Annotated in this window: 35 protein-coding genes; 34 read left to right on the top strand and 1 reads right to left on the bottom strand. The window is 61.0% G+C overall.

The features are described from left to right. The first annotated feature begins 18 nt into the window (after positions 1-18). From rpmC to rplQ, 22 genes are all read left to right on the top strand, one after another. On the top strand, positions 19-294 hold the full coding sequence (gene rpmC, locus ACP_RS06905; protein WP_015896576.1) for a 50S ribosomal protein L29: 276 nt from the start codon (positions 19-21) through the stop codon (positions 292-294). Positions 295-297: 3 nt separating this feature from the next. Next, complete coding sequence (rpsQ, locus tag ACP_RS06900) at positions 298-609, top strand: 30S ribosomal protein S17 (RefSeq protein ID WP_015896575.1); 312 nt, start codon at positions 298-300, stop codon at positions 607-609. Between the two features lie 27 nt (positions 610-636). Further along, on the top strand, positions 637-1,008 hold the full coding sequence (rplN, locus tag ACP_RS06895; RefSeq protein WP_015896574.1) for a 50S ribosomal protein L14: 372 nt from the start codon (positions 637-639) through the stop codon (positions 1,006-1,008). 27 nt (positions 1,009-1,035) lie between these two features. After that, entirely contained in the window at positions 1,036-1,362 is a 327-nt protein-coding gene (gene rplX, locus ACP_RS06890) for a 50S ribosomal protein L24 (protein ID WP_015896573.1), read from the top strand. Between the two features lie 104 nt (positions 1,363-1,466). Then, positions 1,467-2,015, top strand: a complete 549-nt coding sequence (gene rplE, locus ACP_RS06885) for a 50S ribosomal protein L5 (RefSeq protein ID WP_015896572.1) — start codon at positions 1,467-1,469, stop codon at positions 2,013-2,015. Between the two features lie 20 nt (positions 2,016-2,035). Beyond that, entirely contained in the window at positions 2,036-2,221 is a 186-nt protein-coding gene (locus ACP_RS06880) for a type Z 30S ribosomal protein S14 (RefSeq protein ID WP_015896571.1), read from the top strand. A gap of 124 nt (positions 2,222-2,345) precedes the next feature. Then, complete coding sequence (gene rpsH / locus ACP_RS06875) at positions 2,346-2,744, top strand: 30S ribosomal protein S8 (RefSeq protein ID WP_015896570.1); 399 nt, start codon at positions 2,346-2,348, stop codon at positions 2,742-2,744. A 176-nt stretch (positions 2,745-2,920) separates the two neighbouring features. After that, entirely contained in the window at positions 2,921-3,460 is a 540-nt protein-coding gene (gene rplF / locus ACP_RS06870) for a 50S ribosomal protein L6 (protein ID WP_015896569.1), read from the top strand. A gap of 43 nt (positions 3,461-3,503) precedes the next feature. Continuing rightward, the gene (gene rplR, locus ACP_RS06865) at positions 3,504-3,860 is read left to right on the top strand and encodes a 50S ribosomal protein L18 (RefSeq protein ID WP_015896568.1); all 357 of its coding nucleotides are present in this window, start codon (positions 3,504-3,506) and stop codon (positions 3,858-3,860) included. Positions 3,861-3,920: 60 nt separating this feature from the next. Further along, a complete protein-coding gene (rpsE, locus tag ACP_RS06860) occupies positions 3,921-4,430 on the top strand; it encodes a 30S ribosomal protein S5 (RefSeq protein WP_015896567.1) in 510 nt (169 codons plus the stop codon). Positions 4,431-4,432: 2 nt separating this feature from the next. Further along, positions 4,433-4,618 carry a 50S ribosomal protein L30 gene (rpmD, locus tag ACP_RS06855; protein ID WP_015896566.1) on the top strand — a complete coding sequence of 62 codons (186 nt, stop codon included), beginning with the start codon at positions 4,433-4,435 and terminating at the stop codon, positions 4,616-4,618. Positions 4,619-4,798: 180 nt separating this feature from the next. Beyond that, entirely contained in the window at positions 4,799-5,239 is a 441-nt protein-coding gene (gene rplO / locus ACP_RS06850; RefSeq protein WP_015896565.1) for a 50S ribosomal protein L15, read from the top strand. Positions 5,240-5,307: 68 nt separating this feature from the next. Beyond that, a complete protein-coding gene (secY, locus tag ACP_RS06845; protein ID WP_015896564.1) occupies positions 5,308-6,702 on the top strand; it encodes a preprotein translocase subunit SecY in 1,395 nt (464 codons plus the stop codon). Beyond that, the gene (locus ACP_RS06840; RefSeq protein ID WP_015896563.1) at positions 6,702-7,418 is read left to right on the top strand and encodes an adenylate kinase; all 717 of its coding nucleotides are present in this window, start codon (positions 6,702-6,704) and stop codon (positions 7,416-7,418) included. Before secY ends, ACP_RS06840 begins: the two co-directional genes overlap by 1 nt. A gap of 4 nt (positions 7,419-7,422) precedes the next feature. Further along, positions 7,423-8,175 carry a type I methionyl aminopeptidase gene (gene map / locus ACP_RS06835; RefSeq protein WP_015896562.1) on the top strand — a complete coding sequence of 251 codons (753 nt, stop codon included), beginning with the start codon at positions 7,423-7,425 and terminating at the stop codon, positions 8,173-8,175. Between the two features lie 42 nt (positions 8,176-8,217). Continuing rightward, positions 8,218-8,436 carry a translation initiation factor IF-1 gene (gene infA, locus ACP_RS06830; protein ID WP_015896561.1) on the top strand — a complete coding sequence of 73 codons (219 nt, stop codon included), beginning with the start codon at positions 8,218-8,220 and terminating at the stop codon, positions 8,434-8,436. A gap of 91 nt (positions 8,437-8,527) precedes the next feature. Further along, complete coding sequence (rpmJ, locus tag ACP_RS06825) at positions 8,528-8,641, top strand: 50S ribosomal protein L36 (protein ID WP_015896560.1); 114 nt, start codon at positions 8,528-8,530, stop codon at positions 8,639-8,641. Positions 8,642-8,805: 164 nt separating this feature from the next. Next, complete coding sequence (gene rpsM / locus ACP_RS06820; protein ID WP_015896559.1) at positions 8,806-9,189, top strand: 30S ribosomal protein S13; 384 nt, start codon at positions 8,806-8,808, stop codon at positions 9,187-9,189. Continuing rightward, positions 9,189-9,605 (top strand): 30S ribosomal protein S11, encoded by a 417-nt coding sequence (gene rpsK / locus ACP_RS06815; RefSeq protein ID WP_015896558.1) that lies wholly within the window; start codon positions 9,189-9,191, stop codon positions 9,603-9,605. Before rpsM ends, rpsK begins: the two co-directional genes overlap by 1 nt. Before the next feature lie 199 nt (positions 9,606-9,804). Next, positions 9,805-10,434 carry a 30S ribosomal protein S4 gene (gene rpsD / locus ACP_RS06810; protein WP_015896557.1) on the top strand — a complete coding sequence of 210 codons (630 nt, stop codon included), beginning with the start codon at positions 9,805-9,807 and terminating at the stop codon, positions 10,432-10,434. A gap of 171 nt (positions 10,435-10,605) precedes the next feature. Then, the gene (locus tag ACP_RS06805; RefSeq protein ID WP_015896556.1) at positions 10,606-11,697 is read left to right on the top strand and encodes a DNA-directed RNA polymerase subunit alpha; all 1,092 of its coding nucleotides are present in this window, start codon (positions 10,606-10,608) and stop codon (positions 11,695-11,697) included. 98 nt (positions 11,698-11,795) lie between these two features. Then, positions 11,796-12,278 carry a 50S ribosomal protein L17 gene (gene rplQ, locus ACP_RS06800; protein WP_015896555.1) on the top strand — a complete coding sequence of 161 codons (483 nt, stop codon included), beginning with the start codon at positions 11,796-11,798 and terminating at the stop codon, positions 12,276-12,278. A 75-nt stretch (positions 12,279-12,353) separates the two neighbouring features. Here rplQ and ACP_RS06795 read toward each other — a convergent pair whose 3' ends face one another. Then, entirely contained in the window at positions 12,354-12,938 is a 585-nt protein-coding gene (locus ACP_RS06795; RefSeq protein ID WP_015896554.1) for a TetR/AcrR family transcriptional regulator, read from the bottom strand. A 161-nt stretch (positions 12,939-13,099) separates the two neighbouring features. Between ACP_RS06795 and ACP_RS06790 the strand changes: the two genes are divergently transcribed. The 12 genes from ACP_RS06790 (at position 13,100) to ACP_RS06735 (ending at position 26,637) form a co-directional block, all read left to right on the top strand. Continuing rightward, the gene (locus ACP_RS06790) at positions 13,100-14,533 is read left to right on the top strand and encodes an alpha/beta fold hydrolase (RefSeq protein WP_015896553.1); all 1,434 of its coding nucleotides are present in this window, start codon (positions 13,100-13,102) and stop codon (positions 14,531-14,533) included. A gap of 184 nt (positions 14,534-14,717) precedes the next feature. Continuing rightward, positions 14,718-16,256, top strand: coding sequence for a carboxylesterase/lipase family protein (locus tag ACP_RS06785; protein WP_015896551.1), 1,539 nt, complete (start codon positions 14,718-14,720; stop codon positions 16,254-16,256). A gap of 126 nt (positions 16,257-16,382) precedes the next feature. After that, positions 16,383-17,309 carry a sigma-70 family RNA polymerase sigma factor gene (locus tag ACP_RS06780; protein WP_015896550.1) on the top strand — a complete coding sequence of 309 codons (927 nt, stop codon included), beginning with the start codon at positions 16,383-16,385 and terminating at the stop codon, positions 17,307-17,309. Positions 17,310-17,368: 59 nt separating this feature from the next. Continuing rightward, entirely contained in the window at positions 17,369-18,748 is a 1,380-nt protein-coding gene (locus ACP_RS06775) for a TolC family protein (RefSeq protein ID WP_015896549.1), read from the top strand. Further along, positions 18,745-19,866, top strand: coding sequence for an efflux RND transporter periplasmic adaptor subunit (locus ACP_RS06770; RefSeq protein ID WP_015896548.1), 1,122 nt, complete (start codon positions 18,745-18,747; stop codon positions 19,864-19,866). The genes ACP_RS06775 and ACP_RS06770 overlap by 4 nt, the downstream gene beginning before the upstream one ends. Before the next feature lie 11 nt (positions 19,867-19,877). Then, a complete protein-coding gene (locus ACP_RS06765; RefSeq protein ID WP_015896547.1) occupies positions 19,878-23,135 on the top strand; it encodes an efflux RND transporter permease subunit in 3,258 nt (1,085 codons plus the stop codon). Positions 23,136-23,145: 10 nt separating this feature from the next. Beyond that, a complete protein-coding gene (locus ACP_RS06760; RefSeq protein ID WP_015896546.1) occupies positions 23,146-23,358 on the top strand; it encodes a YgaP family membrane protein in 213 nt (70 codons plus the stop codon). A gap of 1 nt (position 23,359) precedes the next feature. Beyond that, a complete protein-coding gene (locus tag ACP_RS06755; RefSeq protein ID WP_015896545.1) occupies positions 23,360-23,938 on the top strand; it encodes a class I SAM-dependent methyltransferase in 579 nt (192 codons plus the stop codon). A gap of 14 nt (positions 23,939-23,952) precedes the next feature. After that, positions 23,953-24,189 carry a hypothetical protein gene (locus ACP_RS06750; RefSeq protein ID WP_041839373.1) on the top strand — a complete coding sequence of 79 codons (237 nt, stop codon included), beginning with the start codon at positions 23,953-23,955 and terminating at the stop codon, positions 24,187-24,189. A gap of 44 nt (positions 24,190-24,233) precedes the next feature. After that, the gene (locus ACP_RS06745) at positions 24,234-24,638 is read left to right on the top strand and encodes an OsmC family protein (protein WP_015896543.1); all 405 of its coding nucleotides are present in this window, start codon (positions 24,234-24,236) and stop codon (positions 24,636-24,638) included. A 46-nt stretch (positions 24,639-24,684) separates the two neighbouring features. Next, entirely contained in the window at positions 24,685-25,248 is a 564-nt protein-coding gene (locus ACP_RS18075) for a hypothetical protein (protein WP_148215073.1), read from the top strand. A gap of 108 nt (positions 25,249-25,356) precedes the next feature. Further along, positions 25,357-26,637, top strand: coding sequence for an efflux RND transporter periplasmic adaptor subunit (locus tag ACP_RS06735; RefSeq protein ID WP_015896541.1), 1,281 nt, complete (start codon positions 25,357-25,359; stop codon positions 26,635-26,637). Position 26,638 lies beyond the last annotated feature (1 nt).

Genomic DNA, 26,638 nt, shown 5'->3' with positions numbered 1-26,638 from the left:
CTGGAGAAGAGAAGGATCATGGAACTCGATAAAATTCGCAACCTGAGCGACGAAGAGCTCAAGGTCGAAGACAACAAGGCGCAGGAGCAGCTCTTTCGTCTGCGTTTTCAGATGAAGATGGGCCAGACCGAGGGCGTCAAGAAGCTGCGTGAGCTCAAGAAGGATGTCGCGCGCATCCGCACGATCTCCCGCGAGCGCGTGCTCGCGATCCGCGGCGCCGCGCCGCTGGCCGAGTCCAGCGCTCCGGCCAAGACCAAGTCCCGTGCGCGCAAGTCCAAGAAGGAGGCGCTCTAAGCCATGGCTGAGACGCAGAACGAAGTTCAGGCGCAGTCGCGCCGCAATGAAAAGGTAGGACAGGTCGTCTCGACCAAGATGCAGAAGACCATCGTGGTCGAGGTCGAGATGCGTAAGGCGCACCCGAAGTACAAGAGAATCGTCCGCACCAGCAAGAAGTTTTACGCGCACGACCCCGAGAACAGCGCGCATGTGGGCGACATGGTTCGCATTCGCGAGACCCGTCCGCTGAGCAAGCTGAAGCGCTGGAATCTCGAAGAGATTGTCCGCCGCTCCTCGCTCGTTCAGGATGAGCCGGCCGCTCGCACCAAGTAATCCGCCGAAGGTACAGGAGAGAGAACGATGGCAGTACAAATGAGGACCATGCTCGAGGTCGCCGACAACTCCGGCGCTCGCAAGCTGCAGATGATCCTTCCCCTCGGTGGTTCGACCGGCTCCAAAGCTGGTCTGGGCGATGTGGTCACCGCCGCCGTCAAGGAAGCTTCACCCGACGGCCAGGTCAAGAAGGGCAAAGTCGTGAAGGCCGTGATCGTCCGCACGCGCAAGGAATCGCGCCGCCGCGATGGCACCTACATCCGCTTCGATACGAATGCGGCGGTGCTCATCAACGATGCCGGCGAGCCAGTTGGTACCCGCGTCTTCGGCCCGGTCGCCCGCGAACTGCGTGAGAAGAAGTTTTTGAAGATTGTTTCCCTCGCTCCGGAAGTTCTGTAAGCCGCAGCGAAGACGGAAGGAAGAGAAATGCCGAGTCTGAATATTCGCCGTAACGACCAGGTTGAGGTCATCGCCGGCAGCGATAAGGGCAAGCGTGGCCGCGTGCTCCGCGTGCTGCCTGGCGCCAGCCGCGTGCTCGTCGAGCATGTGCGCGTCGTCAAAAAGCATGTCCGCCCCAATCCCCAGCGGAACATCAAGGGCGGCATCGCCGAGCAGGAGATGCCCATCAACATTTCGAACGTCATGCTGGTCTGCCCCAACTGCGGTCCCACTCGCGTGGGCCACAAGCTTGAAGGTGACCACAAGGTGCGCGTCTGCAAAAAGTGCGGACAGACCCTGGCGGGCAAGAAGTAAAACCTGTCGCGGATTTCTGAAAGTCTGAATCCGCGCAGAAGCACTCCGCAACGGTACACGGGCCGCGCGTCCACTCCGAGACCGGAGCAGAAAAGAGAAGAGTCATGGCAGCAAGACTGAAAGAGAAGTTCATCAAGGAAATTCGCCCGGCGCTCCAGAAGGAGCTGGGTCTTGAGAACACGATGGCCGTGCCCCGCATCGAGAAAATCGTGCTCAACATGGGTCTCGGTGAAGCGACGCAGAACTCGAAGCTGCTGGATCCACTCGTGGCCGATCTGGCCGCCATTGCCGGCCAGAAGCCGGTGACCACGCGGGCCAAGAAGTCCATCGCCGCCTTCAAGGTGCGCGAGGGCATGCCGATCGGCGCCATGGTTACCCTGCGTGGCGACACGATGTACGAGTTCCTTGACCGCCTGATTTCGGTGGGGCTGCCCCGCGTGCGTGATTTCCGCGGTGTTTCCACCAAGAGCTTTGACGGCCGCGGCAACTACACGCTGGGTGTGCGCGATCAGCTTATCTTCCCCGAGATCGATATCTCGAAGGTGGAAAAGCTGAAGGGCATGAACATCACCATCGTGACCACGGCCCAGGACGATAACTCGGCGCGCGCGCTGCTCAAGCAGTTCGGCGTTCCCTTCCGCCAGACGGCGTAACGGGAAGGATTTGGAGAACTATGTCAACGATTGCGAAGAAAGTTAAGGACGAGCGGAAGCCCAAGTTCAAGTGCCGCAAGCACAACCGCTGCAAGCTCTGCGGCCGTCCGCGCGCGTTTTTGCGCAAGTTTGGCGTTTGCCGTTTGTGCTTCCGTCAGCTCGCGCACAGGGGCGACATTCCAGGCGTCATCAAGTCGTCCTGGTAAAGATTGCGCGCCGGCTTTGGCTGGCGTGGCACCACACTTCGGCCTTCCCTGCGGGGATATGGCCGCGTAACATTCCTGCTGGTTCTCTGCCGAGGCAGAGCGAACGGGGGATGAAGGAGAAACGATGAGTTTGACCGATCCGGTAGCAGATTTTCTGACGCGTATCCGCAATGCCATCCGCGCGCGTCATCAGAAGCTGGATGTCCCGGCCTCGAAGCTGAAGGCTGAAATTGCCCGTATTCTTAAGGAAGAGGGTTACATCGCCAACTACAAGACCACGGAAGAAGAGGGCCGCGCCATTCTGCGGGTTTACCTCAAGTACGGCTCGAACAACGAAGCCGCCATCCGCGATCTTTCCCGCGTCTCCCGTCCCGGCTGCCGTGTCTACATCGGCCGCGACGAGATCAAGCGTGTGCAGGGCGGTCTGGGCATCAGCATCATGACCACTCCACGCGGTGTCATGACCGGCCGTCAGGCCCGTCGTGAAGGTGTCGGCGGCGAGATTCTCTGCGAAGTCTGGTAGCACTCCGCATACAGCGGTACGCGCCTTCGGCGTCATCCGTCTGAATGCCTGCGGAAAAAGCCCGTGTTCATGGCACGGCGAAGTGAGAAGCATCAAAGCAGCGCCAAGGTGCTGCGGCTGCAGTGGAACGGAGCCTTTCAGGCTCCGGGACTCGCAAGCCACCCAAGGATTGAAGCATGTCTCGTATTGGCAACAAGCCCATTCCGCTTCCGGCGGGCGTCAAGTACACCCACGCCGGCGGCAAGGTTGTAGTCGAAGGCCCCAAGGGCAAGATTGAACAGGTCATTCCGGAAGGCATCAAGCTCGAAACCAAGGATGGCCATATCCACGCCATTCGCGAGACCGAGAAGCATGCCGCCGTGCATGGTCTGACCCGCGCGCTGGTCTTCAATGCGGTCGAGGGCGTCACCAAAGGCTGGTCCAAGGACCTCGACATCGTCGGCATCGGTTATCGTGCCGAGCTCAAGGGCAAGGACATGGTGGTCTTCACCCTGGGCTACTCGCATCCGATCGAGTTTCCTCTGCCCACAGGCATCACTGCAGTCATTGACCCGAAGCAGACCCGCGTCACTGTCTCCGGCATCGATCGTCAAAAGGTTGGCCAGGTGGCCGCCGATATGCGTTCGCTTCGCAAGCCCGATCCTTACAAGAACAAGGGCGTGCGCTATGTTGGCGAGAAGCTGAAGAAGAAGGCCGGCAAGGCTGGCTCCAAGTAAACCGAACGGGGCCGCGGGGCGGCTCCGCTGATAGGAAAAAAATATGATTCCGCAGATTCAACGCAACGTCATTCGCCAGCGCGTCCACACGCGCATCCGCGAGCGCATCCAGGGCACCACCGAGCGCCCGCGCCTGAACGTCTACCGCTCGCTCAATCACATTTACGCGCAGATCATCGACGACACGCAGGGCCGCACGCTGGTTTCGGCCTCGACCATCGCCGACAAGATCAAGACCGGCGGCAATGTGGCAGCGGCCAAGGAGATTGGCAAGCTCGTCGCCCAGCGCGCCGTCGACAAGGGCATCAAGAAAGTGGTCTACGACCGTGGCGGTTATCTCTACCACGGCCGCATCAAGGCTTTGGCCGACGCGGCACGCGAGGCCGGCCTCGAATTCTAACCACAGGTTTTCACGGTTGCAGGGCGGCTTGAGCGCCGGCCCGAAAGGAATCAGCAAGCAATGGCAACAATCAAAAAGAAATTGGACGCCGGCCAGTACAACCTGAAGGATCAGGTGGTCGCCATCAATCGCGTCACCAAGGTCGTCAAGGGCGGCAAGAACATGTCATTTGCCGCGCTCGTCGTGGTCGGCGACCCCGCTGCGGGAGTCGTGGGCTACGGCTCCGGCAAGGCCAAGGAAGTTCCCCAGGCCATCCGCAAGGGCATCGAGTCCGCCAAGAAGAATCTGGTGCGCATCAACCTGACCGAGACCAGCATCCCTCACCAGGTGCTCGGCCGCTTCGGTTCGGGCCAGGTGCTGCTCAAGCCGGCTCCTGAAGGTACCGGCGTCATCGCCGGCGGAGCGGTTCGCGCCGTCATGACCTCGGCCGGTGTGCAGAATGTGCTCACCAAGAGCCTCGGCACCGCGAACCCGCATAACGTCATCAAGGCTACGTTTGACGCCCTCGTGCAGCTTCGCGACAAGGAAGAAGTTGCGGCGTTGCGCGGCAAGCAGGTCCAGGAGCTTTAATCATGGCAGAGAAGGCAACCATCCGCATTCAATACTACCGCTCGGTGATCCAGGCTCCCGAGAAGCATAAGAAGGTCGTCAAGGGTCTCGGCTTTACGCGTCTCAACCAGGTGGTCGAGCGCGAAGACACGCCCTCGATCCGGGGTATGGTCAAGACCGTGCCTCACCTGCTGCGTATCGTGGAATAGTCATCAGTTGTCAGTTTTCAGTCCACAGTGGGTTGAGGGCTGACGGCGAAAGAAGTACCGATCAGGGACCGGTTTTCATTCAGCGCTATCGAAATTACTGAAATCTGAGAACTGGTCACTGACAACTTAAAAAAAGCGAGTCGGCCGTGGGCAAACCCGGCCGGCGTTAGCGAGGCAATCATGAATCTCTCCAATCTTCGTGCGCCCAAGAAGGCGAACCGGAATCGCAAGCGTGTCGGCCGTGGTATGGGCTCAGGGCACGGCAAAACCTCAACTCGCGGCCACAAGGGCCAGCGTTCGCGTTCGGGCTCGCGCTCGATGCGCGGCTTTGAAGGCGGCCAGATGCCGCTGCACCGCCGTCTGCCCAAGCGTGGTTTCACCAATATCTTCCGCACCGAGTACACCGTGCTCAATCTCTCCCGTCTGGCGGAGCTGAACGAGACCGAGCTGACGATCGATGCATTCATCGCCAAGGGCCTGCTCGACAAGCGCAACGGTCTGCTCAAGATTCTCGGCAACGGGGAACTGACCACCGCGATCACCGTGCATGCGCACAAGTTCTCGAAGTCTGCTCAGGAAAAGATCGAGAAGGTCGGCGGCAAGGCAATCCTTGTCGCCTAAAGCGGCTTTTTGACCACAACCATATCGCTCTTTGCTGCTGAGCGATTAGGATAGGGACCAAAGCTCCTATGTTTGAAAAGTTCGCGAATATCTTCAAGATTCCGGATCTCCGTAACCGGGTCCTGTTCATGCTCGGCATGCTGGCGATTTACCGCCTGGGCGCCTTCATTCCCACGCCGGGCGTGAACTGGCATGTGATCGAGCAGTTCTTCAATTCCAACTCCGGTTCTTCGCTCGGCCTGGTCGATCTGTTCAGCGGCGGCAACCTCCGCCGCATGACCATCTTCGCCCTGGGCATCATGCCCTACATCACCGCGTCCATCATCTTCCAGTTGCTGACTGTTGTGTATGAGCCGCTTAAGAAGATGCAGAACGAAGGCGAGATGGGGCGTAAGAAGATCACCCAGTGGACACGTTATATGACGGTCATTCTGGGCGTGGTCCAGTCCACAGCCATCGCGTTGGCGCTTCTGCACGGTTCCACCGGTCAGCAGCTCGTTCTCGATCCCGGCATCGGCTTTGTCCTGATGACGATTCTCACCCTGACCACCGGCACTACGTTCGTCATGTGGCTGGGCGAGCAGATTACGGAACGCGGCATCGGCAATGGCATGAGCCTGCTGATCTTTGCCGGCATCATCGTTGGTCTGCCGGCCGGAATTGCGGACATTGTGAACACGGCGCGTGACCACAAGTTCGGCGCCTTCACTGTTCCGGCGCTGATTCTTCTCGTCGCTGGCATGGTTGCGGTCGTCGCCTTCATCGTCTTTGTGGAGCGGTCCGAGCGCCGCATTCCAGTGCAGTACGCCAAGCGCATCGTTGGGCGCCGCCTCATGGGGGGGCAGTCTACGCATTTACCGCTGCGCGTCAACTCCGGCGGCGTCATGCCGATCATCTTCGCAGCGTCGGTGCTGTCGGCGCCGCTACTCTTCAGCCACGCGGCGTTCGTGCGCAATAGCAGTGTTCTCAACAGTATTGCGACAGCCCTAGCGCCGGGAGAGCCCTGGTACGAGTTCCTGTACTTCGCCTCCATCATCTTCTTCGCCTACTTCTATATCTCGATCGTCTTCCGTCCCGATGACATCGCGGATAACATGCGCAAGTACGGCGGCTTCATCCCCGGCATTCGCCCCGGCAAACGCACCTCAGATTTTGTCAATGACATCCTGACGCGCATCACGCTGATCGGTGCCATCTATCTCTGCATCGTCGCCATCATTCCGCAGTTCCTCATCACCGGTATCCACTTGAACCATCTGCCGTTGATCGGCTCCTGGTTTGAGCACGCGCCGCTGTGGGTGACCAACGGCCTCGGCTTCAGCTTCTACTTTGGTGGCACTTCGCTGCTCATCGTGGTCGGGGTGGCAATGGATACGGTGAATCAGATCGAGTCGCAGCTCATCATGCGCCACTATGAAGGCTTCTCGCCGCGCAGCCGCACGCGTGGAAGGCGGGCCTGGTAGTGAGCGAAGCTCAGTTCAGGGCAGCCGCCGAGAGCGCGCTGCCCGTAAACTTTACCCCTGGCCCCATTCTGCTTCTGGGAGCTCCGGGAGTCGGTAAGGGAACTCAGGCCAAGGAAATCATGAAGGCCTGGAGCATTCCGCAGATCTCCACTGGAGATCTGCTCCGATCCAATGTCGAAAAGGGCAGTGACCTCGGCCGGCAGGCGCAGGCTCTTATGGATCGCGGCGAGCTGGTCCCTGATGATCTGGTCAACCAGATGGTCGCCCAGCGCCTGCTCGAGCCTGACACGGCCACCGGATATATCCTCGACGGCTTCCCCAGGACTCTGGGCCAGGCAGACTGGCTCGATGCCCACCTCTCCGCGCAGCGGGGAACGGTCCCCGTCGTTGCAGTCAGCATTCAGGTGAGCTACAATCAACTCTTGCGCCGTATTACGGGAAGGCGCATGTGCCCTGTCTGCAAGACGATCTACAACATCTACTTGCAGCCACCCCGCGTCGACGAAGTCTGTGACAAAGACGGCACGCAGCTCGTCCGCCGCTCCGACGATACGGAAGAAGTGTTTGAGGAGCGTATGCGAGCCTACGAATCCCTGACTGCCCCTGTCGTCGAGCACTATCGCGGCCTTGGCAGATTTGCTCAAGTCGATGGAGAGCGGGCCGTGGAAGCCGTGACCTCGGGCATTATGGCAGCCATCGAGAAGCTGAGGAGTTAGCAGGATGGCGATCATGATCAAGTCGCCGCAGGAAATTGAAAAGATGCGGCGCAGCGGACAAGCAGTCCGTGAGATTTTGAATTACGTGCGCGGGCTGGTGAAGCCCGGCGTGACTACCCTTGATCTGGAGAACGCGGCAGCGGCCCGGATGCACGAGATGGGCGTCAAGCCGGCTTTCAAGGGCTACCGCGGCTATCCGTGCGTGCTTTGCACGTCGGTCAACAGTGAAGTGGTGCACGGCATTCCTTCCGCCGAGCGGACGCTCCGCGAGGGCGACATTGTATCTGTCGATACCGGAGTCGTAATCGATGGTTACTACGGCGACTCGGCCACGACCATCGTGGTAGGACAGAAGACCAGTCCGAGCACGCAGAAGTTGCTCGAAGTGACCGAAGAGTCGCTGCAACGTGGCATTGAAGCCGTGAGAGCCGGAGCGGCGCTGGGCGATATCGGTGCGGCCGTGCAGGAAGTGGTCGAGGCCGCGGGCTTCAGCGTGGTGCGTGAGTTTGTGGGCCATGGCATCGGTACGCGGATGCACGAAGATCCGCAGGTGCCCAACTACGGGCGTCGCGGCCAGGGCCAGAAGTTGAAAGAGGGCATGGTGATCTGCATTGAACCAATGGTCAATGTAGGCAAGCCCGGCGTACAGGTGCTCGAAGACGGATGGACGGCGGTAACCGAAGACGGCAGCATGAGCGCCCACTTCGAGCACACCGTGGCAGTCACCGCTGACGGCGCTTTGATATTGACGCAGTAAAGAGTGAGCCGGCCGCGAAGCCGGCAGAACCAGGCAGGGGATTTGTCGAAAGAAGACGCGATTGAGGTCATGGCAACGGTGGCAGAAACGTTGCCCAATGCCATGTTCAAGGTCACGCTCGAGAATGGTCACGAGGTGCTGGCGCACGTCTCGGGTCGCATGCGGAAAAACTTCATCCGCATCCTTCCGGGCGACCGTGTTGCGGTCGAGCTCAGCCCTTACGACCTGAATCGCGGACGGATCGTCTACCGCTACAAGTAAGCGAGCAGTTGCCAGTCCGCAGTCCCCGGTGGGGCCATAGGGACTGAGCACTGGCCGCTGATAACTGGTAACTGAAAACTGGGGACTGTTTATGAAGGTTCGTGCATCGGTAAAGAAAATTTGTGACAAGTGCAAGGTCATCCACCGCCGTGGTGTGGTGCGTGTGATCTGCGAGAATTCCAAGCACAAGCAGCGCCAGGGCTAGTTCTGGCCTGTTTCCACCGGACCACGCCCGTCTGTTTCGCGGGCAGGGGCGAGTAGCCATCAAGGCTTGCGATGAACCCCGGTCCTCACCCGCCAGAGCCGAAGCCGGCCGAGGCATAACCACCCGCTCCAGAGAGCAGTTTCTGGAGCCATGAAGGGCAAACTATGGCACGTGTTGCTGGCGTCGATCTGCCTCGGAACAAGCAGGCCCGGATCGCGCTTACCTACATTTACGGTATCGGCAACCCCCGTGCGCTCCGCATCCTGACTGCCGCGAACGTCGATCCGTTCCGGAAGATTCAGGATCTCAGCGAAGACGAGGTCAACCGTATCCGTCAGGTCATCGAAGCCGAAGGCCAGGTCGAAGGCGACCTGCGCAAAGACGTTGCGATGCACATCAAGCGGCTCATCGAAATCCAGTCCTACCGCGGTCTCCGGCATCGCCGCAGCCTGCCGGTTCGCGGACAACGTACTCACACCAACGCCCGTACGCGCAAGGGACCGCGCCGTGGCACCGTGGCGGGTAAGAAGAAAGCGACCAAGACCTAATGGCGAAGGCAAAGGCAACGGCCGGCAAGGCCGCCAAGAACAAAAAGTTCAAGAAGCGGGAACGGAAAAATGTTCCTTACGGCTTGGTCTTTATCCAGGCCTCGTTTAACAACACCATCGTGACCATCACCGACGGCCAGGGCAATACCCTCTCGTGGAAGAGCTCGGGCTCCCTCGGCTTCCGCGGGTCGCGTAAGGGCACTCCCTTCGCAGCCCAGCAGGCCGCGATCAACGCCGCCAACATGGCGCGGGATCATGGTCTCCGTTCGGTCGATGTGCGCGTCAGCGGTCCCGGTTCGGGCCGTGAGTCCGCGGTGCGTGCGCTGGCAGTTGCCGGCCTCGAAGTCCGCTCAATTCGCGACACCACCCCGGTGCCCCACAACGGATGCCGTCCGCCCAAGCGCCGGCGCGTATAAGTGCAGCTTTTAGCCGCCAGCTCTTACCTTTCGCTGGAGCTGGCGGCCAAAAGTCTGTAAACTAGTAGATGGCACTCTGCTGCGTTTTGCCTTTTAAGCTAAAGGCTAAGAGCTTGCAGCTAAGAGCTGCCTAAGGACTGGGAAGACACGCTGTGCTGCGCGTAAACCGGTCGTCCCCTGAAGATTTAGGAGAGAGATTTTGGCACGTTATACCGGACCTGTATGCCGCCTTTGCCGTCGCGAAGGCATGAAGCTTTTCCTCAAGGGCACCAAGTGCTTTACCGACAAGTGCGCCATTGAGAAGCGTAACTTCGCCCCCGGCCAGCATGGCCGTGACCGCAAGGCCAAGATTGTTGGCTACGGTCTGCAGCTGCGTGAAAAGCAGAAGGCAAAGCGCATCTATTTCACCCTCGAAGGCCAGTTCCGCGAGTACTACGAGAAGGCTTCGCGCGCGCCGGGCGTGACGGGCGAACTGCTCATCCAGCAGCTCGAGTGCCGCCTCGATAACATCGCCTTCCGTCTCGGTTTTGCCACCTCCCGCCGTCAGGCCCGCCAGATTGTGCGCCACGGCCACGTCGAGGTCAACGGCCGCAAGGTGAACATCCCCTCCTTCCAGGTCAAGGTTGGGGACGAGATCAAGATCCGCCCGAACAGCTCGAAGCTCGTCGTCGTTGAGATGGGCCGCGACTTCGCCAGTGGTCAGCCGGCTCCGGCATGGCTGCAGGTCGATCACGCGAATCTCTCCGGCAAGGTCGTCTCGCTGCCCAAGCGCGAAGACGTCAACCTCCCGGTCAACGAGCAGCTGATCGTCGAACTTTACAGCAAGTAATCCGGTTTTTAGTTCGCAGCGGCCGGTCCTCGGCTTTGGCAGGGGACTGGCCGCTGAGAACTCCGCAACACCCGCGCTGCGGCGCGGCAAAATTAACGCAACGGAGAAGAAACAGGCACAGCCGTTGCAGAATGCTTCGCGGCGTTTGCTGTGCATGGAGAGTGAATCGATATGCTTTGGAGAGGATTTCAAAAGCCCAAGCGTCTGGTGGTTGATCCCGAGACGCTCACTGAGAAGTTCGGCAAGTTCAGCGCTCAGCCCTTCGAGCGCGGCTTCGGCACCACCATCGGCAATGCGCTGCGCCGCACCCTGCTCTCGTCCATCGAGGGAGCTGCGGTCACCGCTGTCAAGATTGAAGGCGTTCTGCACGAGTTCCAGTCCATCCCCGGCGTCGTCGAGGATGCGACGGACATCATCCTGAACCTCAAGCAGGTGCCCTTCAAGCTCAACGGCGACGGCCCCAAGGCGCTTTATGTGCGCGCCGACCAGCCCGGAGTCGTTACCTCGGGCATGATCGAAGCCGATGCCGACGTCGAAATCCTCGACAAGGATATCTATATCGCTACCGTCAGCGAAGGCGGCAAGCTGGAGATGGAAATGCGCCTCAAGCGGGGCCGCGGTTTCGTCTCGGCGGACAAGAACCACGACAATGACCTCGGCATCGGCTTCATCCCGGTGGACTCCGTTCACTCGCCCGTGCGCAAGGTCAACTACTTTGTCGAGGCCGCCCGTCTTGGTCAGATCACTGACTACGACAAGCTGACGCTCGAAGTCATGACAAACGGCACCGTGCTGCCCGCCGATGCCGTCGGCCTGGCTGCGAAGCTGCTCAAGGATCACATGAGCATCTTCATCAACTTCGAGGAAGAGATCGAAGCCGAGAGCCACAGCGAAGAAGGCCGCGTGCAGTTGCGCAATGAAAACCTCAACCGCTCCGTCGAAGAGCTGGAGCTGAGCGTGCGCAGTTACAACTGCCTCAAGAATGCCAACATTCAGACCATCGGCGAGCTGGTGCAGAAGACCGAAGCCGAGATGCTGAAGACCAAGAACTTCGGCCGCAAATCGCTCAACGAGATCAAGGAGATCCTGGCTCAGATGGGCCTCTCCCTCGGCATGAAGATCGACGAAAACGGCAACGCAGTTCCCGGCCCCACCAGCATCCTGCCCGCGCAGACGCTGGCTCAGAGCTACAGCGGTTTCGATGACGACGAGGAAGACTTTGAAGAAGACTTCCCGCTGCCGAACGAGACCGAAAACTTTTAACAGAAGTATCCAGTTGCCAGTCTTCAGTCCCCAGTGGCTTTGCCCGGGCCTGAAGACTGGGGACTGACAACTGAGAACTTAATCAAGAGAGATTCGCCATGCGTCATCGCAATGCAGGTTACAAACTGGGGCGCAACACCAGCCATCGCCGCGCGCTGCTGCGGAACCTGGTCACGTCCATTCTGATGGAAGATCGCGTCGAGACCACCATCACCAAGGCCAAAGCGGCCCGGCCTCACGTGGAAAAGCTGATCACCCTGGGCAAGAAGGGCGACGTGCACTCGCGCCGGCAGGCGCTGGCTTACTTGCAGACGCGCGAAGCGGTCACCCGCCTTTTTGACACGGTGGCTCCCCGTTACGGCGACCGCAATGGCGGCTATCTGCGCATCGTGCGCAGCGGCTTCCAGCGCGGCGACGGAGCCGAAAAGGCCTTCATCGAGCTTCTCGGAGCCGAGCAGGAACTGGACGAGAAGCGCCAGAAGCGCGCCGAAGCCCGTGCCAAGCGCCGCGAAGAGATGCAGAAGGCCATGGCCGAGCAGCAGCAGGCTGAGGGCGGCGAGCCCGAAGGCGGCAACGAGTAGTTCTGCTCCCAAAACACCTCAACGACACAAAAGCGCACTCTCAAAGGGTGCGCTTTTGTACTTTCTACTCATCTTCTATCCCCGTTCTGCCGACGCCGATCTCTCGCGTGACGCGAGTTGCAACAATACCTCTAGCGCCCGCTCAAACGGAGCTGCATCCCCCGTCGCCGCCTGCAAAATGAGCGTTCCCTGCAGGCTCGCGACCCAATCTTCGGCAAACTTCCGTGCGCGGCTCGGCGGCATTCCTGCTTCCTGAGCCAGCTCCGCAATGGCCGTGATCCAATGCGCAAAAGCCGCCTGCAAATGCTTGCGGGCCGTGCTCCCGATTGCCGCCGTGGCCAGTTGTCCCAGCACGCAGGGCGTCCGGCCGCCGGAATAGATTTGCTCCAGCGCCGCCACAATCTTTCGCACCTTCACCTTGAGCGGAGCCTCGCGGCGCGCCTCCTCCAGAATGGCGCGGTCAATCAACCCTGTCGCGCGCGCCAGCACGGCCTCGGCCATCTGCTCCTTGCCTTGCGGAAAGTGGTGATACAGGCTCGACTTTCCCAGCCCGGTGGCACGCGAAAGGTCGGCCAGCGAAGCTCCATCGAAGCCGCGGTCGCGGAAAACAGCGAAGAGCCGGTCAACAATTTCCTCTTTTGAGGCAAGCGGAGTAGGCATGGCGTCTCCAGTCCTGTACAGACCATTCATTCTACTTCAGAAAAAATCTGCATAAATCTGACGCTTTTCTTGAAAGCTAAGCATCTCATGGATACATAAATACCGAACGTTCGGTACAATACGCAGGGGCTAACCCCTCGCCCCCAAAAGGAGTTTTCCCGATGCCATCCGCCGTCGCCTATAAAAACCTCTCCGTGCAAGATCCTCGCGCCGCCAGCAAACTGAGCATCTTCTATCGCGAAGCCGGCCAGCAAGATAACCCTGTCGTCCTGCTGCTGCACGGCTTTCCTACCTCAAGTCATCAGTATCGCGGCCTCATCGACCGCCTCTCTGACAAGTACCGCGTGATTGCGCCTGACCTGCCGGGCTTCGGTTTCTCTGACGCGCCCGATGCAGCCACCTTCTCCTACACCTTCGATCACCTCGCAGAGATCATGCAGGGCTTCGTGGATTCTCTCGGCCTCACGCGTTACGCCATCTATGTCTTCGACTACGGCGCGCCGGTCGGCTTCCGTCTGGCGCTCGCGCATCCTGAGCGTGTCGCCGCGATCATCTCGCAGAATGGCAATGCCTACGAGGAAGGCCTGAGCGACGGCTGGAATCCCATTCGCGCATACTGGCAAGATCCTAGCCAGCAGAATCGCGATCAACTGCGCGCCTTCCTGCAGGCCGGTACCACGCAATTTCAGTACACGCACGGCGAGGCCGATTCCACGCACATCGCGCCCGAGAGCTACACCCTCGACCAGCACTTCCTTGACCGCCCGGGCAATCAGGAAATCCAGCTCGATCTCTTCCGCGATTATCAGAACAATCTGGCTCTCTATCCGCAGTTTCAGCAGTATCTGCGCACCCATCGCCCGCCCGTTCTGGCCGTGTGGGGACGCAACGATCCCTTCTTCCTTCCCGCGGGGGCCGAGGCATTTCGTCGCGATGTTCCAGATGCCGAAGTCCATCTTCTCGATGCGGGACACTTTGTTCTCGAAGCGCATCTCGACGAGGCCGCGCGCATCATTCGTAACTTTCTGGCCCGCACGCTCGACACCGCGCAGGGAGCCGCTCTGTTCGGCCAGCTGAATCTGGCCTCTGTGCCGCAGCAGGGCAGGGAAGAGGTCGAGGGGCTGAGCAATTTCTTCGGCTTCGTTCCGAATCTCGGCTACGCCCTTGGCGCGGAGCCAGCCGTGCTCCACGTCTACATCCAGATGCTGCAGGCTCTCGGCCAGACATCGCTCGACCCGATCGCGCAGCAGGTCGCCCTCGCCGCGGCCAGCTACGCCAATGCGGCGGATTACGCCGTGCAGGTGCATGCCACACTCGCCGCCCGCGCGGGAGCATCCCCGCAGGTCATCGAGGCCATCCGCAACGGTGCCCCTCTGCAGGATAGAAAGCTGGATGCCGTGCGGCAGTTCGCTGCGGCCATTGCTCTCAAGCACACGCAGGTCTCAGACGCCGACGTCCGGCTGCTGACGGATGCCGGTTATGACCGCCGCGCGGCTGTAGCCATCGCCCTCGCCGTGGGAGCGAAAACCCTCGTCAACACGGTCGCACATCTGGCGCGCCCGGCGCTCGATCCCGGCTTCCAGCCGCAGGCATAACTCCCGCCCGGGACGGTCGCCGCGCCGTCCCGGCCCACCTCCTGAGAATTGGCATCTATCCTCGCCTTGCGAGTCCATTCCTGGCGTGCATAAAATCGGGTGACCTCCGGCGAGCCACATCTCGCCGCCTATATCCAGAGCCTCGCAGCGAGGCTTAGCGCCAACCAAAAGGATCGCCTGACACATGCCTGCTTCCCGCCGACTTCTGCTTGCCTGCCTGCTTCTCATTCCAGCGCTCTGTGCCGCGCAATCCGACAAATTCAAGCCCACGCCACAGGCGCGTGTCAGCATCGCGCAGGGCCAGCTTGAGGGCACCGAGCCAGCGCCCGGCATCTTCGCTTACCTTGGCATCCCATTTGCCCAGCCACCGATCGGAGATCTGCGTTGGCAACCGCCGCAACCGTCTCGGCCCTGGCAGGGCGTGTACATGGCAGACAGCCACGGCAATCCCTGCGCGCAGCTCAGCGAGGGCTGGAACAAATGGGACGCCGACCATGGCAGCGAAGATTGCCTTCATCTCGACGTCTGGACGCCCGCCCATGCCCACAACCTGCCCGTGATGGTTTACATCCACGGCGGCTCCAATCTCGCCGGGGATGGCTTCTCTGACGGCACGCCGCTCGTCAAGCATGGAGTCGTGCTGGTCACCATCGAGTACCGGCTCGATATTTTCGGTTTCTTCCGCACCGCCGCGCTCGACAAGGAGTCGCCGCACCACGCCTCCGGCGACTACGGCCTGCTTGACCAGATTGCCGCGCTCAAATGGATTCACAACAACATCGCCAAATTCGGCGGCGACCCCGGCAAGGTGATGATCTTCGGCCAGTCCGCCGGAGCCGTCGACACGGGCCTCCTGCTCACCTCACCGTTGGCGCGCGGGCTCTTCACCTCTGCGCTTGAAGAGAGCGGCCAGGTGCTTGGCCTCATGCCCACCTCGACCAGGAGTGAGTCAGAGATTGCGTGGGCTCCCGTCGCCAGGGCGCTCGGCTCTTCTCTGGCTGCGCAGCGGGCTGACAGCACCGCCAAGGTGCTCGCCATCGACAAGCAGGCTCCCAAGCCGCCTCCGGTCACCTGGTGGGGCTATCGCGGCGCAAGTGTTGATGGATGGGTGCTGCCCGAGATGCCCTGGCGCGTCTACCAGGCCGGTCATGAGGCGCCCGTTCCACTGGTGCTCGGCACCAACGTGCAAGAGATTGTACCTTTCGGCCAGACCACCCGCCAGTTGCAGCACGTCATGGCTGAGACCGTCGGCTACAAGGCCGCCGCAGCCATTGAGGACTTCTACCAGCACAACCCCAGCGCGCTGCTCGGTTCGCCGTCCGCGCGCTTTGCCACGGACCACGACTTCCACTGCGCCATTCGCTTGTTGGCCTCCTGGCATGCCTCGCACGGATACCCCACCTGGGTCTATCGCTTTGACCGGCCCGATCCCGGCCAGACCTCGGCCATGCATACCTCCGAGCTGTTCTACCTCTTCGACTCCTTCTTTGGAAAAGCCAAACCCACCGCGCAGGATCTCGCGATCGGAAACCATCTTGATCTCTATTGGACGAGCCTTGCCAAAACCGGAGCGCCCGCGCCGGCCGCCGCATGGCCTCGTTATCAGGGCGCGCAGTTCGGCCCCTGGCTCAACATCCCAAAGACCGGAACGGATATTCACGCCGTCAGCCAGCCCTTTGGCGGTGAGGCCTGCGCGCTCATGGATCCCTCCTATCCCAAATAGCCCGCCGGTCATTCTTCGCGCGGCTCTCCGATAACTCTTCCGCTGCCGGACCACTCATCCATCGAGGGTCCGGCGGTAAACTGAGAGGGGAGACTCCATCACTGCCCGGAAAGACAGGGTACTTGCATGCGCGCTGAACTGCAGGAGGCCGTCACTCTGCTTCGCCAATCCGACGAGCAGAGTGTGCAAAAGGCCGTTATGCTGCTGCAGCGCACCGTCTTCTCCTTCAGCATGAAGGTCTGCGGTCATCGCGAAGACGCCGAAGACACCATGCAGGACGTGCTTCTCAGCTCACTGCCTCATCTCAGAAAAATTGAAGATGCGCGCGCCCTGAGCGTTTGGCTCTACACGGCGGCTCGCAATCGCTGCTGGCGCAGCCGCAAGCGCCCTTCCTATCGCAAGTCCGTGGCGCTCGATGATCTCATGCCCGGCGATGCTGAACTCGCCGCGCAGCTCGCCGCCTCAGTCCAAAGCCCCGAGGCGCTGGCCGCCAGCCATCAGGACCATCAGATGGTTCACGAGGCCGTGCTGCAACTGCCTCCGCCCTATCGCATCGTGTTGGTGCTGCATGACATGGAAGAGCTTGACACCGCGCAGGTAGCCAAGGTCCTGGGTCTGCAGCCCGGAACCGTGCGCGTGCGCCTGCATCGTGCCCGGCTGCTGGTCCGGCAGCAGATGGACAAGCTTCTGCGTGGCCAGCCGGATCATGCATCTCCCGCATCTGTCTCTTCCGGCACCGCAGCCCGCGTGCGTCCGTCTCAATGCCGCGAAATCTTCGGCAACCTCTCGGAGTATCTCGACGGCCGCATGGAAACCAGAAGCTGCAACCAGATGCAGGCGCACATTGAGGCCTGCCCCGCTTGCATTGCCTTCATTCAAGACCTCAAGGCCGCCATCGACCGCTGCCGCAAGCTCGACATACCCATGGAAAGCGAGACCGGCACCACTTTGCGCCGGGTGCTGGCCGAGGAGTATCTCCGCCTGGTCGAGCACGGAGAAGCCGCCGAACCGGAACCGCCCGGGCCTTCAGAAAAAAGTAAAAAACATCTGTAACGCTTCCGCGCCTGCCTGCCTTTCTTCCAGTGAAGGACATTTCACTGGGGCACACAGGCATGAGAAGCAATCAAAATCGCGCACGCTGGTTCGTTGTGGCCGTGGCGCTGCTGTGGGTTTCGGGCTCCTGCCCGGCGCGCGCGCAGACTGGCACCGGCGACGAGTGGACGCTGCGGCAGACCATCGATATCAGCCTCGCAAAAAATCCCGATGCGGCGTTGGCGCAGGCGGAGACGCGCGCCGCTCAGGCCGGGGTGGAGCAGGCCCGCGCCGCGCTGCTGCCGCATCTGCAATTCACTGAGGACCTCACGCGCGGCAATGATCCCGTGTACGCCTTTGGCACGCGGCTGCGCCAGCAGCGCTTCACTCAGGCTGACTTTGCGCTCAATGCGCTCAATCGGCCTACGCCCATCAACAACTTTGGCACGCAGATCAGCGGCAACTGGCAGCTCTTTGACTGGTGGGGCAGTCAAGACCGCATGCGCAGCGCCCGGCTCTCCGTCCAAAGCGCCAGCGCCATGAGCCGTCAGGCGAGTCAGACCATCATCTTGCGTGTAGTGCAGGCCTACCAGGCCATGCTGTACGCGCAGCGTCGCGAGAGCGTGGCACGGCACGAGGTGGCGACGGCGCAGGCGCTGCTGCACGATGCAAAAACGCGTGTGCAGGCCGGGCTCGCCGTTGACTCTGACGTGCTCACCGCGCAGGTCAATCTCTCTGAGCGCCAGCAGGAGAAGATCGCCGCCGAGGGCGATGTCGAGAGAGCATGGGCCGCGCTGGAGGCCGCCATGGGCATCGACCACGCTGTGCGCCACCGGCTCGCACCCATCCCTCCGCGCAGTTATCCTGACGGCGTTCTTGATGAGCAGATTGCAGAGGCGCTCAAGACCCGCCCTGATCTCGACGCGCTACGCAAGCAGCAGGCCGCGGCCGCGGCGGCTGTGAAGGCAGCGCGCGCCAGCCTTCTGCCTGCAGTCAATACCTACGGCAGTTGGGAAACGGATCGCGACTCCTTCGCAGGAGACGGCGGCAATCATTGGCTCGCGGGTGTGCAGTTGCAGTTGGACATTCTGCCCCTCGGCAAGCGCGCGCGTCTCGATCAGGAGAAGGCTCTGCGCCAGCAGGCCGAGGCACGGCAGCGCGCCGGCGAAGAGCAGATTTGCCTGGCCGTCAGTCAGGCATTCACCGCGCATCGCACCGCCGAGCGTATCGTGGCCACGGCACAGGCTTCCATGCAGCAGGCCGCCGAGAGCCTGCGCATTCTGCAAAACCGCTATCAGGCCGGACTCACCACCATGACCGACCTCTTGCGTGCCGAAGACGCCCAGCGCCAAAGCCAGAACAACTACTGGCGCGCCGTCTACGGCAACACCGTCAGCTATGCCCAACTCATGTACGCGACGGGTGCACTCACCCCCGCCGCCGCGGAGAACCTGCAATGAACCGAATCGCCAACATCGCCTTCTTGTTCCTCTTCTCCGCTAGCGCGCCACTCCTGCTGAACGGCTGTTCGCACGCTCATCCGCCCGCGTCATCCGCTCCGGCCACAGTGCGGGCCGCGCTGGTGCAAAGCACGGCGGCCAGCGTGCCGCGCATGATTCCGCTCACCGGCACGGTGCATGCCCGCGAGACCGCAATGATCTCAGCGCAGGCTCCCGGACGCATTCGCGCCGTGCTGGTGCAGGCAGGTCAACACGTGCGTGCCGGGCAATTGTTGGTCAGCCTCGATGCCACCGCCGAGCAGGCCAGCCTCGCGCGCGCGCAGGCCGCATGGCAGGCGGTCGAGCAGCAGCAGCAAATCGCAGGCACGCAGTCCGCGCTTGCTGTCAGCACGCTTCAGCGTTACCAGTTGCTGCGGCAGCAGAAGAGCGTCAGCCCGCAGGAGTTTGACGAGGTTCAAAAGCGCGCGCAATCGGCCGCTCTCGCAGTGCGCGCGCTCGATGCGCAACGCGCCGAGGCTCAGGCTGCGGTTGCCGGTGCTCGCGTAGCGCTTGGCTACATGCAGTTGCGAGCGCCCTTTGCCGGGGTCATCACCGCGCGCATGGCCGATCCCGGCACGCTCGCCACGCCCGGCATGCCGTTGCTCGCCGTCGATCGCGATGGGCCGCTTCAGGTCTATGCCTCCGTCGATGAGTCGCTGTTGCCTCAGGTGCGCATGGGAATGAATCTGCCTGTCCAGATTGACGCGGCAGGGGCCGCGTCATTGACCGGCAAGGTCGCTGAGATACTACCGGCTGCCGACCCTTCCAGCCGCACCTTTCTTCTGAAGCTCGATCTCCCGGCCAATTCCGCCGTGCATGCGGGCATGTATGCGACGGTCCAGTTGCCCTCCGGCAAGCAAGCCGTTGTCCTTGCACCGCAATCCGCCATTGTGCAGCGCGGCTCTCTCAGCTATGTGTATGCGCTCGACGCTCACCGCATCGCTCAGTTGCGCTATGTCACACTCGGCCGCGCACAGGCAGACAACGTGATCGTGCTCTCGGGCCTGACGGCAGGCGAGCAGTTGGTCGATCATCCCGGCGAGCGTGACCTCGCCGGCAAGCGAATTGAGGCGATGTGAGGGGCGCGAAGATGAACACGGAGATACCTCAGGACGGTAAAGCACATCGTGGACTGGCAGGCCTGCTGGCCTCCATGTTTCTCGACTCCAAGCTGACGCCGCTGCTCGTCATGGCGGCTCTGGCGCTCGGCTTGGTCGCGGTCCTCGCAATTCCTCGCGAAGAAGATCCGCAGATTCAGGTGCCCATGCTCGATGTGATGACGGCGATGCCCGGCGCTTCCCCGCGAGAGGTGGAAGAGCGCGTCACCAATCCCATCGAAAGCTGGATGCATCAGATCCCCGGCGTCGAATATGTCTATTCCATCTCAAGCCCGGGACAGAGCCTCGTCATCGTGCGCTTTCAAGTCGGTTCCTCTGAGCAGGACGCGCTCGTCAAGGTCTACAACAAGCTCTACGCCAACGCCGATGGCATGCCTCCCGGCGCAAGCCGCCCGCTGGTCAAAGTGCATTCGATTGACGATGTGCCCATTCTCACCATGACGCTTTGGGGAGAGCACTACAACGGTTACGAATTGCGCCAGATCGCCGATGAAGTGCAGCACACCATCCGGCAGGTTCCCGATGTCTCTGAGACATCGGTGATCGGCGGCCAGCCTCGCGAGATGCGCGTCATTCTCAGCAGCGCCCGCCTCGCGGCCTTCGGTATTTCTCCGGACACGGTGGTGCAGCGCCTCAAAGCAGCCAATGCCCGCGTGCAGGCCGGCCAGTTCGCTGAGAGCAATCAGGAGATTCGCGTCGATGCCGGCCATCTCTTTCGCGACACAGAAGATTTAGCCGGCGTCGTGGTGGGCGTTGAAAACGGCCGCCCTGTTTATCTGCGAGATGTAGCCGAAAAGATTCAGGATGGCCCTGCCGATCCCGGCGACTATGTGCTCTTTGGCACCACGCAGGCCAGCGCTCCCGGCGGCCCGCGTGAATATCCCGCCGTCACGCTCACTGTCGCCAAGCTCAAGGGCTCCAACGCTACCGATGTCGCCAACGCGGTGCTGCATCGCATCCATCAGATGCGCGGCGTCAATCTGCCTGCCGATGTGCATCTGACCGTTACGCGCAACTATGGCGCAACCGCCAAGCAGAAATCAGATGAGCTGATGCAGCATCTGTTTCTCGCAACTATATCGGTTACGATTCTCATCGCACTCTTCCTAGGATGGCGGGAATCAGGCGTCGTGCTGCTCGCCATCCCCGTCACTCTGGCCTTCACGCTCGCCATCTTTTATCTGCTCGGTTACACCATCAATCGTGTCACGCTTTTCGCGCTGATCTTCAGCATCGGCATTCTCGTTGACGATGCCATCGTGGTGGTGGAGAACATGGTCCGGCACTTCCGCATGCCCGTCAACTGCCGCCGCCCGCTGCGTGAGGTGGCCATTGAGGCGGTCGATGAGGTCGGCAACCCCACCATTCTGGCGACCTTTACGGTGATCGCGGCCATTCTGCCCATGGCCTTTGTTCGCGGTCTCATGGGGCCCTACATGCGGCCCATCCCTGTGGGCGCGTCGATTGCCATGCTCTTCTCGCTGGCCGTGGCCTTCATCGTTTCTCCATGGGCCGCGCGGCGTTTGCTGGGGCGCAAGCATCTTGAGGGTGCTCACACTCTTGAGCCTGAGAAAGAAGGATGGCTCACGCGCCTCTATCGCCGCGCCATGCAGCCTCTGATGCGCAGCGCACGCAACCGCTGGCTTTTTCTTGGCTCGGTCGTCGTGCTCCTTATGTTCGCCGCCGCACTGGTCCCGCTCAAAATGGTGCTGGTTAAAATGCTGCCCTTTGATAACAAGAGCGAGTTTCAAATCATCGTCAATATGCCCGACGGCACGCCGCTAGAGCAGACCACGCGCGTGACGCAGGCGCTGGGCGATTACCTGAGCCGGCAGCGCCAGGTCGTGAACTATCAGATTTACTCCGGCACCGCTGGTCCGTTCAACTTCAATGGACTCGTGCGCCATTACTATCTGCGCCATCAGGTCAACCAGGCCGACATTCAAGTCAATCTACTGCCGGTGCATCAGCGCAGCGAACAGAGCCATGCCATTGCCCGGCAGCTGCGCCCCGGCCTTGACCAGATTGCCGCCCGCTATGGCGCGCGCATTCAAGTCACTGAGGTGCCGCCAGGGCCGCCGGTGCTGCAAACCCTGGTCGCCGAAATTTACGGGCCCAGTGAGCAAGGCCAGATCGCTCTCGCACGCAAAGTAAAAAAGATCTTTGAGCAGACTCCCGGCGTCGTCGATACCGACTGGTACATGCAAGACCCGCAATCCGAACTGGTGATGCAGGTCGATCAAACCAAGGCCGCCTTGCACGGTATCTCGGTCGCCCAGGTCGCCGAGACCTTGCGGTTGGCCACCTCCGGCATGCAGGCCGGGCTCCTGCATGATCCCACTGCGCGTGAGGCAATTCCCACCTTCGTTGAGATGGAGCGTCCTGACCGCTCCTCTGAACAGGCGCTCGAGAACATCAAGCTGCGGGCCGCCGACGGAAGCATGGTTTCTCTGCGCGAACTGGTTGATGTGAAACACACCACGTTGCAGCCCGATATCTATCACAAGAATCTGAAGCGCGTCGTCTACGTCACGGGCGATGTGGCCGGCGGCGAAGAGAGCCCCGTCTACGCCATCCTCAAAATGAATCAGGCCCTGCGCAAGCTCACGCCCGGCGGCTTTCCGCTGAAGATATACAACGCTGTTCAGCCCGAATCCACCGCGCATTACTCCATGAAGTGGGATGGAGAGTGGCAGATCACCATTGAAGTCTTTCGTGATCTCGGTCTCGCATTCGCCGTGGTGCTCGTGCTCATCTATGTGCTCGTGGTGGGCTGGTTCAAGTCCTTCACCGCGCCGCTGGTCATCATGGCGCCTATTCCTCTCACGTTGGTAGGCATCTTGCCGGCACACGCGCTGATGGGCGCATTCTTCACGGCAACGTCAATGATCGGCTTCATTGCCGGCGCGGGAATTATTGTGCGCAACTCCATTCTGGTGGTGGACTTCATCGAGCTGCGCCTCAAGCAGGGCATGCCACTTGCCGAGGCGGTCATTGATGCGGGAGCCGTGCGCCTGCGCCCCGTGCTGCTCACCGCTGGTGGAGTCATCATCGGCGCAAGCGTCATTCTTCCCGATCCCATTTTTCAAGGCCTGGGCCTGTCCCTGATCGCAGGCTCCGTGGCCTCCACATTTCTCTCCTGGCCTGCCGTGCCGGTGCTCTATTACATGCTGCACCCGGCCCATCGGCAGGCTCCGCCTGAACCCTGCAACTTGCCGGAAGAATCTTAGGAGGTTCACCATGACGGTAGAACGCGCGCTTCGTCTGATGGCCGGTGTCGTCGTACTGCTCTCGCTGGCTCTCGGATACTGGATTTCACCCTGGTGGTATTGGCTCACCGCTTTTGTGGGACTCAATCTTTTGCAATCCGCATTCACCAACTGGTGCCCGGCGATGGCAATCTTCCGATGGATGGGTCTGCCTGAATCCGGCCGCTCACAGAAAGCAGGTTGAGATGCACGAACGCATCTTTCGCCCGGAACAGGCCCATCGCCTCGAAGACCCCGCGCGTCTGGAATGGTTGCCACCGCACGACATCATGCAGGCCATGGATGTTGAGCCAGGACAAACCATCGCGGATGTAGGCGCGGGCACCGGCTACTTCACCTTGCCTTTGGCTCGGCAAATTGGGCTCCACGGCGTCGTTTATGCCGTCGATGTGCAGTCTGAAATGCTGGGCTGGATTCGCGAAAAGATCGAGCGGGACGCGGTCTTCAACATTCAGCTGGTGCATGCCGAGGCTCACGCCACGCAGTTGCCCGAGGAGTGTTGTGACCTGTTCTTTCTCGCGAATCTATGGCATGAACTCGATGACCGCGAGGCCACTCTGCACGAGGCCATGCGCGTCCTCAAGCCTGAGGGCCGCATTGCCATTCTCGATTGGCGGCCCGATGTAGAGCGTGAGTTCGGCCCTCCACTCGATCATCGTCTCTCCGTCGAGAGTTGCGTAAGCGAGTTGCAGCAGGCTGACTTTGCCGCGACCGTCATCAAAGACATCGGCCGTTACCACTGGCTGGTGCAGGGAGCGCGCTGACCGCGTCACGCCTCATGCCATCCCAACGCCAGCCCGCTGCCGCACCGCCGGTTGAAAAGCTGCGCGATGAAATCTATCGCCAGATGTTCCGCCTGGAAGCCGGACGCCCCGGCGCAGGCAATGCTCTCGCACTGGCTTTGCTGCGCGCGTGGATGGTCTGCGAACAGCTCCCACGCAGCAACGAAACCCGGCGATGGCTGCGCCAGCTCTGCCCACTCTGCCTGCGGATGATTGAGTCGCAGACACGGTAGACCATCACGGAACCAAAGTGAGTTTGACAGCAAAGGAGCTTGCCATGAAAGTCACCGCCGTTCATGACCGGAAAATGCAGTTTCGAATCCAGGCCCGGCAGCATGTGCTGCTCAGCGATCAGCCCGTGGAGAATGGCGGCGAAGATGAGGGCATGACTCCGCCCGAGCTATTCCTCGCATCGCTTGCTTCCTGCGCTGCCTTCTATGCGGCGCAATATCTGGCTATCCGCAATCTGGCCAGCGGCGGCATTGAGGTCGAGGTTGAGGCTGACAAGTTGCGCGATCCAGCCAGACTCGGCAATCTGCGGCTGCATGTCAAAAGCCCGGTTTCGCTCAATGCCGATCAGCATCTCGGAATGGAGCGCGCCGTGCATCGCTGCCTCATTCACCAGACGCTCCTGCAGCCCCTGTCCATCAGCATTCACCTGGAGATGCCTGTCTCCCGATGAGCTGCAATCGAACTGTAACAAACGGCGTATATATTCGAATTTAGACGTGCGTCAGCGCGCTTGGTCATCCGCTTTTTGGCAGCTATTTTCCTTGGGGTACTTTGCCGGTTTCGCCGTTGCTCCAGAGCATCGTTACCGTTATCATGAAAGAGATTCGGCAGCTCTTTCGCCCGATGTTTCCTTGAGAGAATTCAACTTGAACCTGAGGCGCGCCCAACGTCGTACCGTGAAGTGTCTCCCATTCCTGTGGGTGATGCTGGGCATTGCGGTCTTTGCCTGGGGCCTTCAGTACAAGCTCTCTCTCTATCCTGGTGAACTGGCAGTACCGCATCGCGTGCCTACCGCCAAGCTGCTGGCCAACGATAAGCAGCAAGGCACGGCCCAGGCGAACCTGGGGCAGTATCTGCCCGAGAGCGGACCGCGTTGGGCAGTGACTGCGCGCTTGCTCCCTTGTCTCGCTCTGCTCATCGGCGCGATGCTGCTGCTCGCGTTACGCCGCTACGCATCTTCTGTTTTCTGGCTTTGCGAGGCCTTTCCGCCCGCTCTCCGAGGCTCTTCCTCTCTTTTCTTTCGCCCACCGCCTGCTTTGATTCCAGCCCTTCTCCGCTAGTCTCGGTGCGGCGCGTGAGTTCGCCGCCGCAGTGCTTTCAATCGTTTCAGTAGAGGTATGCCATCTCTTCGCGTGCATGGCGTTCCCGGAAACAGGTGTGTCCTCAAAATGAAAAATAAGAAGCTCGTCTTTGGCATCGCTGTGTGCGCTGCGATCGCGCTGATTGTCTTGGTGATTTACCGGCATCACCAGTCTGCTCCTGTGCAGGTGGAAGCTCACGGGCCTGCCACTGCGCAGGTTGCGGAGGTGCAGCGTGGGAACATCTCTGAGGTCTTGACGCTTGCCGGGCAGTTCCAGCCTTATCAGGTTGTGGAAGTGCATCCCAAGGTCTCCGGTTTCATTCGCAAAATCAATGTGGATATCGGCGACATCGTCCATCGCGGCCAGACGCTTGCTGTCCTCGAAGTGCCCGAACTGCAGGCTCAACTGCAGGGCACTGTATCCTCGCTCTCGCAGGCTAAGGCGCAGGTCGTGCAGGCGCAGAATGAAGTGTCGCGCGCCGAATCGCAGCACGTCGCCCTGCATGAAGATAACCTTCGCCTGCAGGAGGCTGCCAAAGCCCAGCCCGGCCTCATCGCCGAGCAGGAGCTCGACGACGCCCAGGCCAAGGATCTCGCCTCCCAGGCGCAGGTCGCGGCTGCCAAGTCTGCCCTGGCCGCCGCGCAGCAGGCCGAGCAGGTGGCCCGCGCCAATCATCTGCGCGTCAGCGCCCTCAATCACTACACCGATGTTGTGGCCCCGCTCAATGGCGTGATCACCTGGCGCTATGCCGATACCGGAGCGCTTATCCAGGCCGGCACCACCTCAGACACGCAGGCGCTGCCCATTGTGAAGCTCTCGCAGAGCGACCTTCTGCGTCTCCGCGTCCCTGTACCGGAAGACGACGTGCGCTACGTCAATGTCGGCGATCCCATGCAGGTGTATGTGGGAGCCATCGGGCGTTCCTTTGAGGGCAAGGTGGTGCGCTTCACGCGCAGCGTAAGCCTCGACACCCGCACGATGGAAACAGAAATCGACGTTCCGAATCCCGATCTCACCATCGACCCTGGCATGTATGCGAACACTGAGCTGCAGCTCGCCCACGTGAATAACGTGCCCACGGTCGCGCTCGACGCGCTCGTGCACAACAACGGCAACGGCTGGGAAGCGTACGTGGTGGACAGCACCAGCCATGTGCAGATTCGCCCCGTGAAGGTGGGCGTGCAGGGCTCCAATCTCGCGCAGATCGTCAGCGGCCTCCAGCCCGGTGATCGCGTGATTCTCGGCGGCCAGGGCAAATATCAGCAGGGCGAACTGGTGAAGCCCATTCTGCAGAAGGAGCCGGCCAGCGAAGTCTACAAACAGACGGGCGGCATGATCGACATGAGTGCCAGCCAGGAGAGTGACTAAG

Origin of the sequence: Acidobacterium capsulatum ATCC 51196 (assembly GCF_000022565.1) — a bacterium.
Lineage (GTDB): Bacteria > Acidobacteriota > Terriglobia > Terriglobales > Acidobacteriaceae > Acidobacterium > Acidobacterium capsulatum.
The sequence above is the reverse complement of the archived record's forward strand: the minus strand, read 5'-3'. Positions and strand labels throughout refer to the sequence as shown.